The organism is Bacillus sp. JJ864, from assembly GCF_036963045.1.
GTDB lineage: Bacteria > Bacillota > Bacilli > Bacillales > Bacillaceae_G > Bacillus_A > Bacillus_A pseudomycoides_C.
Window position 1 is genome coordinate 1 of the sequence record NZ_JBALLY010000031.1, and the last position, 7,926, is coordinate 7,926.

Consider the following 7,926-nt stretch of genomic DNA (forward strand, 5'->3'; position numbering starts at 1 on the left):
GATTTCAATATTTTTGTCACTTTTGGGTATACCCTCTTGTTACACTTTAAAAACCTTGATATAATAAGGTTATAGGTTGTCACTTTTAAGTGTTCAATAATTAGTTTCTATACAAAAGGATGTTTTACATATTATCCCAAAAGTGATGATTATAAATCAATTTTAAGGAAGGTGTAATTATGATTTTTGAATGTAGAAATTGCGGAGTGAAAAATGAAATTTCTGAAATTAATGGAAGTTGTAAAGAATGTGACAATAATGATGTGGGGAAATTTAAAATGGTAACTGATGACAAATTTCTAACTGGAATGGGTGCAACGTATTTTTTTTATGAAGCTATGGAAAGTTTAAATCGAGCATTAAAAAATAAAAAGATTTTCATAATAGATCCCAAAAGCGATAAGTCTAAATTATTTCATTCTGTTCAGAATTAATTTTTGTGAAACGAATGAAGAAAGGGTTATAAGGTATGGAACAAAAACATGATTCAATTGGCGAATGTGATATGTGCGGAAATGCTGAACGTTACATAACATATGGTAAAGATAGTTTTGGTGTCCATGTAATGAATTATTGTACATTTGGTTGTTTAGATGAAAGAAGTGTAATGAAAAGGGGAGAAAAGAATATGAAAGCTTATAAAATATATAGTCAATATAATGAAGGGATTGATAAAGGAGCAATATACGTTTCATGTGAGCATGATGAAACCACTGTAGCAAAGTTATTACAATTTTTAGATGAAAAAGTTGTCCAGCATGAGAATAATAAAGTGAAATCATCATTTTTAGATGAAATACCTTTAAGAAATATTCTTTGTAATTATTATGGATTTACGGTAATGAATCCATCTAGATATGAAGAATGTAAAGAAATTGAATTAGAGGGAAATAGGCACAGACAAGACTTGATAGATGTCATTGATAGCCATGATTGGTTTCGTATAGAAGGAATTGATAAAATCATAGAAAGTGAGATTTTAGAACAACAGGAGATCCGAGAAAGATTTATTGAAAAAATCATCCCTGTTATGGAGATTGAATATGGTGATAAACATTTGGTAGAACAAAAATTAGATGATTTTAGTTTAAATGAATTGAAAATGATGAAAGATTATCTATATATAACAGGGAACAGATTGCAAAGTTGTTTAGAAGCGAAATTAACTGATAAGTGGAATGTAAGGCCAGATAACTTTTTCAAAAAGGCGTATTCCAATACAGCATATTGTAAATGTTGTAATAAAGATATTCCTGTAGAAAATATGGATTCAGAAGATATGTGTATACCATGTTATTGCAAAGAAAGAGATATGAAAAAAGAAGAAAAAATTCATGATGTACAGTAATGATACAATCATTTAAAGTCCTAGATTAAAAATAAAGTGGTTTAAAATCAGTGGATTTTGTAGCTTTATAAAAAGTTTGATTAAAATAAGTTTAAAAAAGGGGATGAAGTAAAATGAAAAAATATGCGACTAAACTTCACAACAATGACAGGGACGCTCATTATATTTTTCATGCAACACCTAGTTTAACGCATTATACGTGGCAATGGTATCTTACTAATGATAAAGATAACAGGGGAGAGCCAATTGAAGGACAACAATATGAAAGTCTCGTAATAGCAACAGATTTAATAAAAGAAAGAGGTTATGAGGGTTTGTATCTGTATTGTGAATATACAGATACAAAGACAAAGCAAAAATCTAAAACTGAATTTATTCAATTACATGCCGATATTAATAAAATTATAGATTCAGGTACAGTATTTGATGAGATTTCAACATATGATGAAAATGGTATGGTTTTATAAAAAAGATTGATTAAAAACCTATTTCAAGTTAGTAAAACAGTACGTTTTTTTATAAAAAAGTTCGATCATAAAATATAATATATATTTTGATCGAACTTTTTTCAAAACGTTACAACTTTATAAATAGACAAACACATAATATTTAAATTTCAAACCATATAGAAGGAGAGGGGAATTTTGGGATACAGTGCTAGTGGGTTGTTTTTATTTGCTGTATTTATGGGTGGATTATCATTTATTATTGTAGCTTCTTGGTTTAGTAAATCGAAGATTATTAAAACGTTATTAGGTTGTTTTTTATTAGTATTAACCTTTAGTTTGTATTTTTTAAATAATTAACTACAATTATATGATTCTATTCATTAAGGAGAGATAAAAATGTATATTTTAATAGGCTTGTTAGTAGTCAGTGTTTGCTATAATATTCTTTTATGGTACAAACAAAATCATTATAAACAAAAATATGTTAGGAAATATCGTGTGAATGAAAACGAAGTAACAGATACATTTATGATTGCAAAACAGGGGAAAAAAACACATGTAAAAGCTACTAGAAATGGTATCATTACTATTGAATTTATTGATAATGGAAACATCAAAGATAAGACAGACAAGGTGAGTGTGTAATGCTAATTGGTTATGCAAGGATAAGTACAAAGGATCAAAATGAAAGTAGACAAATTGAAGCTTTAAAAAAAGCTGGATGTGAAAAAATTTTCTTGGATAAAGAATCAGGAAAGAATTTTGACAGAACTGAATATCAAAAGATGAAAAGTATGCTTAGATTTAAAGATACAATTGTTGTAGAGGATCTATCGAGGTTTGGCCGGAATAAAAAAGAAATTATGGATGAATGGAGCTATTTTCAAGAAAATGAAATTGATATCTATATTATTAATATGCCAATTTTAGATACAAGAAAATTTAAAGATATGCCAAGTATAGCTAATTTAATATCGGAGATTGTTTTAACTGTATTGAGCTGGACTGTTCAGGAAGAACGAGAAAGGATCTTAGAGCATCAAAGACAAGGTATAGAAATAGCCAAAAGAAATGGAGTATATAAAGGAAGAAAGCCAAAATATACAAAGGAAAACCCAAGCTTACAACATGCTTTGGAATTGTATAGTACAACAAAAATGCCAATGAAGAAGATAAGTGAAATTACTAAAATTAGTCGAAATACATTATATAAGAAGATAAAGGAATACAATATAGAAAAAAGAACTGATTAAAAAGCCGATGTTGATAAAACACATTGGCTTTTTATTTTTTTGTATGTATTCAATATACATTCAGTATACATTATGGTATAATGAATATAAGGAATTAAACTAAAAAGGAGTGGTTATATTGAAACAATTTAAATATTGTATTGAGCAAGGAGTAGGGGATGATAGAACTACATGTGAACTGTATCATGAAACTAAATTTACCCAAGAGGAATTCATTCAAAAATATAATTTTGTAGTCGATAAGTTACAATCTAACAAAAAGGTTTTTGATAAAATTTCTGTAGAAGAAGTTGCTGATATGATGTGTGTGTTATTTCAATTCCAGAAAAATGAGCCTGTACAAAAGATACATTGTTACGAACCTACAATGAAAAAGGTTGAACTGGAAAGCGAGAAAGTTTTTACTTATGAAGATTTTGTCATAATAAGTTGGGATGATTAATAAAGGGAATAAAACAATGGATACTATTGATATAAAAGTATTTATAAAGTATGTTTTCTATTTCTTTTCTTATTTATTAGTTTATATACCAGCATTTCCAATAATGGTTGTTCTTGTTATGGCTGGTGCTTCTCCTAATCAAGATCATACTATATTGGAATGGATACTTGTTATTTTTGAAATTTTAGTCACGATTTTTGGAGCATGGTTCTTTAATTTTATTTTCAAAAGAGTAATAGGAATAAAAAGAAATATTAAAATTACTTGGACTATATTTATACTACATTTAACCCTTATTCCTTTAACATGGAGGTTTTTACTTTATTTTTAAATACTGTATAAAGAGGTGAAAAATAATGAAGGATTTCTCTTTTTGGGGTTTTTGGAGTTATCTATATAATGAATATTCAGTTGCTTTTAATTTGATATTTGCTTTTATTATTATGGTAATCATGTTAAATGTAATGAAATATGCTTACGGTAGTAATTATGCTAGACGAAGTGTAAAAAAAAGTTTTAAAGCGGTTTTTTTAAAAATTTCTATGCTAATGCTGATAGCTATAGTTTTCCTTGCTGGGGCATATGGAGCATACACATTTATTAATTATACAGGAGTCATAAAATAATTTTAAAATCACATTGATCCCTAGCGAACTTTCGTAACGCTGGGGATCAGTTGTCTTCTTTCCTTCGGAAGCAACCAGACAACCAAAAACAGGGTTGTAGTGTACATCTTCCTTTGTTCTCCTAATTATAATTTTTGTTCATACCGATGTTGATAAAATACATTGGCTTTTTAACTTTTTTGTATATATTCAATGTACATTGAATATATATTATGGTATTATGAATATAAGGGATTAAACTAAAAAGGAGTGATGGGCGGAATGCTCTTATTATATGTATTTTTAGCAATTTTATTAGGTTCTATAATTGGAACAATTATATGTGTTATAAAAACACCTAAAGGAGAAAAATATAACTGGGAAGTTGCTCAAGGAATCTTTATAGGTATTTTTATTATTGGGGCAATCATGGGAATAACATATCTTTTGACTACATATTTTTTAGCATAAAATTTACGTTGATCCCTAGCGAACTTTCGTAACGCTGGGGATCAGTTGTCTTCTTTCCTTCGGAATAAACCAGACAACTCAAAAACAGGGTTGTAGTGTACGTCTTCCTTCCTTTGTTCTTCTAATTATAATTTTTGTTCATGAGAGTTATCAATTGTCTGCAAAAAGAAAAAGGTTTCTAATGAAGCTAAGTAGGTTAAGGGGCTGTAAGCTCATTAACTGCATTCGCAACACCCCCTAAATCATTGAGCTTCATAAGAATCCTTAATCTTTTCTTGATACGTTGTACGCTTCACGTTGTTTCGCGCAATGACAACTCTTTTCACAAAAATTGCTTCCATTTCAAACAATGAAAGGGGCTGTTAAGCTATGGAAAAAGTTAATGAACTAAAAAATATTATGGATATGGAGATTAAAACGAAAAAAGATGCCAGAATAATTGTTAGATATTTTAATAAGCAACCTGAATTTTTAGTAGATGAAAAGGTAAAAGAAAAACGAGAAATAGCATTGAGTTTCCTTAGTACAGGTGTTTTTACGAATTTTTATTTTGTTACATTCATTAAAGAGGACAGTAAAATACATGGAGCAACAGGTAATTGTTATAAAGTGTATTACAAAAAAGAGCTTATTGGATATGTAGCTCAATTTCAAGAACTATGGCATGTTTCAGAGTCAATTCAAGAGTTATTGAATTCTCCTTTTAAAAATAAAATGAGAAAAGTTGCTGTAGATGGATTTATACAATCCAAGAAAGAAAAAGAATAAAAGGAGCAATCCTTTTATTCTTTTTTTATGGTAAGTAAGCTAATGCTTACTTTTGATTTAAGGATTTATAAGTCATATTTACAGTGGCATCGAACCCCTGTAAATATGATTATTTCATAGTTTCACAATGAAATAATAAGCGTTTTAATTAGTTTATTTCTTCATCGAAATAAACTAAATGAAAAACGCTTCTCTTTGATTCCTAGTGAACTTTCGTAACACTAGGAATCGGTTGTCTTCTTTCCTTCGGAAGCAACCAGACAACCAAAAACAGGGTTGTAGTGTATGTCTTCCTTCCTTTGTTCTTCTAATTATAATTTTCGTTCATAAGAGTAATCAATTGTCTGCAAAAAGAAAAAGGCTTCTAAATAAAGCTAAGTAGGTTAAAGGGCTGTAAGCTCATTAACTGCATTCGCAACAGCCCCTAAATCATTGAGCTTTATAAGAATCCTTAATCTTTTCTTGATACGTTGTACGCTTCACGCTGTTTCGCGCAATGACAACTCTTTTCACAAAAATTGCTTCCATTTCAAACAATGAAAGGGGAGAATTTAACATGAAAATGACAGCAAATCTTGAATACAATTTAACTAAGTATTGGCCTATGGATAGAGATGAAGAGGTTGAAGTATATGGCATCTCTAATTTTAGAGGAACAGAAAAAGAAATGATCCAGCTACTTAATCAACATGTTGGTAAAAAGCCATTTGTTAATCAAGTTTGGAGTTTAACAGAAATGAGAGCATGTTACAAAGTGGGTTTTCGTCCATACGGAGAGCAAATGTCATATCAACAAACTGTAGAATTTTTGAAGAAAAAAGGTTCAATTTGTATGACAATCAATATTTAAGTACAGGAGATAGCTTGAAAAACAAGCTATCTCTTTTTTGTTAATACTATATATGAGAGGAACATAATCAAATGAAATCAAATAATATTGATATTAGGTTTGTACTTTATAAAACTGAAAAACTAAAAAGAGATTTATTCCCATATGGTTTAAATAAAGAATTTATAGTGTTTGGTATTTTGAAATTACAAGGAACAGAAAAAGAAATGATTCAATTGCTCAATCGTCATGTCAAGGGTAAGCCTTATGTAATCGAAGTGAGGGAACTCAAAGTGTTAAGAGCATGTTATAAAGTGGGATTCCGACCAGATGGGAAAAGAATGAGTTATCAAAAAGTTGTGGATCTACTTAAACAAAATAAATCAATTTGTATGACAATCAATATTTAAATAAAAAGGATAGCTTGTTAATAACAAGTTATCCTTTTTTTACTTTAGTTAATGAATAAACGTATTTATAGGGGCATCGAACCCCCATAAATACGATTATTTCATAGTTTCACAATGAAATAATAAGCGTTTTGATTAGTTTATTTCTTCATCGAAATAAACTAAATGAAAAACGCTTCTCTTTGATTCCTAGTGAACTTTCGTAACACTAGGAATCGGTTGTCTTCTTTCCTTCGGAAGCAACCAGACAACCAAAAACAGGGTTGTAGTGTACGTCTTCCTTCCTTTGTTCTCCTAATTATAATTTTTGTTCATGAGAGTTATCAATTGTCTGCAAAAAGAAAAAGGCTTCTAATGAAGCTAAGTAGGTTAAGTGGCTGTAAGCTCATTAACTGCATTCGCAACAGCCACTAAATCATTGAGCTTCATAAGAATCCCTAACCTTTTCTTGATACGTTGTACGCTTCACGCTGTTCCGCGCAATGACAACTCTTTTCACAAAAATTGCTTCCATTCCGAACTATGAAAGGGGCTGTTAAGCTATGGAAAAGATATTTGAAATCGTAAGAATTAAACAAGTTATTACAGAATTAGAGGATGGAAGATTTGTAATTCATTCACCTAGTGATGCTCGACACCTTGCTTCAAAACTTATTGGTGAAGATGACCGCGAAATATTTTTAGTAATGTGTTTGAACACGAAAAATCAAGTTGTTGCTGTACATCGTTGTCATGTTGGAGCATTGAATTACACTATTGTACATGCTCGTGAAGTATTTAAGTCAGCTATCTTAAATAATAGTGCGTCAATCATCGTGGCACACCAACATCCTACTGGAAATATTTACCCATCAAGGGAAGATATTGAAATTTCAAAAAAATTAGTTGAAGCTGGTAAGATACTAGGTATCGAAGTTTTGGATTCACTTATAGTAAATCACACCACTGATTTCTATTCAATGAAAGAAGAACGAAGAATCTAAACACTGAAAAGGAGTGAAAACTCCTTTTCTTTTTATATACAGTTTTAACAAGGACAGAAAAATAACAAAAGTGAGGGGAATTTAAACATGATTAAATTTGAATCTAGTGAACAGATAAAAGGCACATACGATGACCAAGAGTATGATTTCGATAGATATAATTTCACTGTAAGGCCAGTATTTACAGAAAAAGAAACATCTGTAGTTGTGAATTTCAAAAAAAATACAATTACAGGTGATCAAATTGCCTTTGGATCATGGTATGACATAGAGTTAGAGGAATGTATTGAATGTTTAAATACATTACAGCCAAATGAGATTAAGAGAGATTTTACACACATAATAGAAAAGGAAATAAACAAAGAAAA

At 29.8% G+C, this 7,926-nt stretch carries 15 protein-coding genes; all 15 read left to right on the forward strand.

What is annotated here, in order from left to right; all coding sequences use genetic code 11:
* Window positions 1-179: 179 nt before the first annotated feature.
* Entirely contained in the window at window positions 180-434 is a 255-nt protein-coding gene (locus tag V7024_RS06110) for a hypothetical protein (protein WP_335517055.1), read from the forward strand.
* A gap of 35 nt (window positions 435-469) precedes the next feature.
* Window positions 470-1,348, forward strand: a complete 879-nt coding sequence (locus V7024_RS06115) for a hypothetical protein (protein WP_335517057.1) — start codon at window positions 470-472, stop codon at window positions 1,346-1,348.
* 113 nt (window positions 1,349-1,461) lie between these two features.
* A complete protein-coding gene (locus tag V7024_RS06120) occupies window positions 1,462-1,815 on the forward strand; it encodes a hypothetical protein (protein WP_335517058.1) in 354 nt (117 codons plus the stop codon).
* A 177-nt stretch (window positions 1,816-1,992) separates the two neighbouring features.
* Window positions 1,993-2,154: a hypothetical protein gene (locus tag V7024_RS06125; protein WP_176542870.1), complete on the forward strand. Its 162-nt coding sequence runs from the start codon at window positions 1,993-1,995 to the stop codon at window positions 2,152-2,154.
* A 39-nt stretch (window positions 2,155-2,193) separates the two neighbouring features.
* Window positions 2,194-2,442: a hypothetical protein gene (locus tag V7024_RS06130; protein ID WP_000275629.1), complete on the forward strand. Its 249-nt coding sequence runs from the start codon at window positions 2,194-2,196 to the stop codon at window positions 2,440-2,442.
* Entirely contained in the window at window positions 2,442-3,050 is a 609-nt protein-coding gene (locus tag V7024_RS06135; RefSeq protein WP_335517061.1) for a recombinase family protein, read from the forward strand. The genes V7024_RS06130 and V7024_RS06135 overlap by 1 nt, the downstream gene beginning before the upstream one ends.
* Window positions 3,051-3,168: 118 nt before the next feature.
* Window positions 3,169-3,492, forward strand: a complete 324-nt coding sequence (locus tag V7024_RS06140; protein WP_000808627.1) for a hypothetical protein — start codon at window positions 3,169-3,171, stop codon at window positions 3,490-3,492.
* Between the two features lie 16 nt (window positions 3,493-3,508).
* Window positions 3,509-3,823, forward strand: a complete 315-nt coding sequence (locus V7024_RS06145) for a hypothetical protein (RefSeq protein ID WP_335517064.1) — start codon at window positions 3,509-3,511, stop codon at window positions 3,821-3,823.
* A gap of 25 nt (window positions 3,824-3,848) precedes the next feature.
* Window positions 3,849-4,118, forward strand: a complete 270-nt coding sequence (locus tag V7024_RS06150) for a hypothetical protein (RefSeq protein ID WP_335517067.1) — start codon at window positions 3,849-3,851, stop codon at window positions 4,116-4,118.
* Between the two features lie 252 nt (window positions 4,119-4,370).
* Window positions 4,371-4,568, forward strand: a complete 198-nt coding sequence (locus V7024_RS06155) for a hypothetical protein (protein ID WP_335517070.1) — start codon at window positions 4,371-4,373, stop codon at window positions 4,566-4,568.
* Window positions 4,569-4,937: 369 nt separating this feature from the next.
* Window positions 4,938-5,336: a hypothetical protein gene (locus V7024_RS06160; protein WP_000416907.1), complete on the forward strand. Its 399-nt coding sequence runs from the start codon at window positions 4,938-4,940 to the stop codon at window positions 5,334-5,336.
* A gap of 556 nt (window positions 5,337-5,892) precedes the next feature.
* Entirely contained in the window at window positions 5,893-6,186 is a 294-nt protein-coding gene (locus V7024_RS06165; protein ID WP_257153204.1) for a hypothetical protein, read from the forward strand.
* 71 nt (window positions 6,187-6,257) lie between these two features.
* Entirely contained in the window at window positions 6,258-6,575 is a 318-nt protein-coding gene (locus V7024_RS06170; protein WP_335517078.1) for a hypothetical protein, read from the forward strand.
* A gap of 542 nt (window positions 6,576-7,117) precedes the next feature.
* The gene (locus V7024_RS06175) at window positions 7,118-7,558 is read left to right on the forward strand and encodes a JAB domain-containing protein (protein WP_335517081.1); all 441 of its coding nucleotides are present in this window, start codon (window positions 7,118-7,120) and stop codon (window positions 7,556-7,558) included.
* Window positions 7,559-7,645: 87 nt separating this feature from the next.
* Window positions 7,646-7,926: hypothetical protein (locus V7024_RS06180; RefSeq protein ID WP_335517084.1), on the forward strand; the 281-nt coding region annotated here is incomplete at its 3' end.

Excerpts from the sequence above, each read along its gene's own strand:
- V7024_RS06110 (WP_335517055.1), top strand. The coding sequence starts at position 180 with ATGATTTTTGAATGTAGAAATTGCGGAGTGAAAAATGAAATTTCTGAA.
- V7024_RS06115 (WP_335517057.1), top strand. The coding sequence starts at position 470 with ATGGAACAAAAACATGATTCAATTGGCGAATGTGATATGTGCGGAAAT.
- V7024_RS06120 (WP_335517058.1), top strand. The coding sequence starts at position 1,462 with ATGAAAAAATATGCGACTAAACTTCACAACAATGACAGGGACGCTCAT.
- V7024_RS06130 (WP_000275629.1), top strand. The coding sequence starts at position 2,194 with ATGTATATTTTAATAGGCTTGTTAGTAGTCAGTGTTTGCTATAATATT.
- V7024_RS06135 (WP_335517061.1), top strand. The coding sequence starts at position 2,442 with ATGCTAATTGGTTATGCAAGGATAAGTACAAAGGATCAAAATGAAAGT.
- V7024_RS06145 (WP_335517064.1), top strand. The coding sequence starts at position 3,509 with ATGGATACTATTGATATAAAAGTATTTATAAAGTATGTTTTCTATTTC.
- V7024_RS06150 (WP_335517067.1), top strand. The coding sequence starts at position 3,849 with ATGAAGGATTTCTCTTTTTGGGGTTTTTGGAGTTATCTATATAATGAA.
- V7024_RS06155 (WP_335517070.1), top strand. The coding sequence starts at position 4,371 with ATGGGCGGAATGCTCTTATTATATGTATTTTTAGCAATTTTATTAGGT.
- V7024_RS06160 (WP_000416907.1), top strand. The coding sequence starts at position 4,938 with ATGGAAAAAGTTAATGAACTAAAAAATATTATGGATATGGAGATTAAA.
- V7024_RS06165 (WP_257153204.1), top strand. The coding sequence starts at position 5,893 with ATGAAAATGACAGCAAATCTTGAATACAATTTAACTAAGTATTGGCCT.
- V7024_RS06170 (WP_335517078.1), top strand. The coding sequence starts at position 6,258 with ATGAAATCAAATAATATTGATATTAGGTTTGTACTTTATAAAACTGAA.
- V7024_RS06175 (WP_335517081.1), top strand. The coding sequence starts at position 7,118 with ATGGAAAAGATATTTGAAATCGTAAGAATTAAACAAGTTATTACAGAA.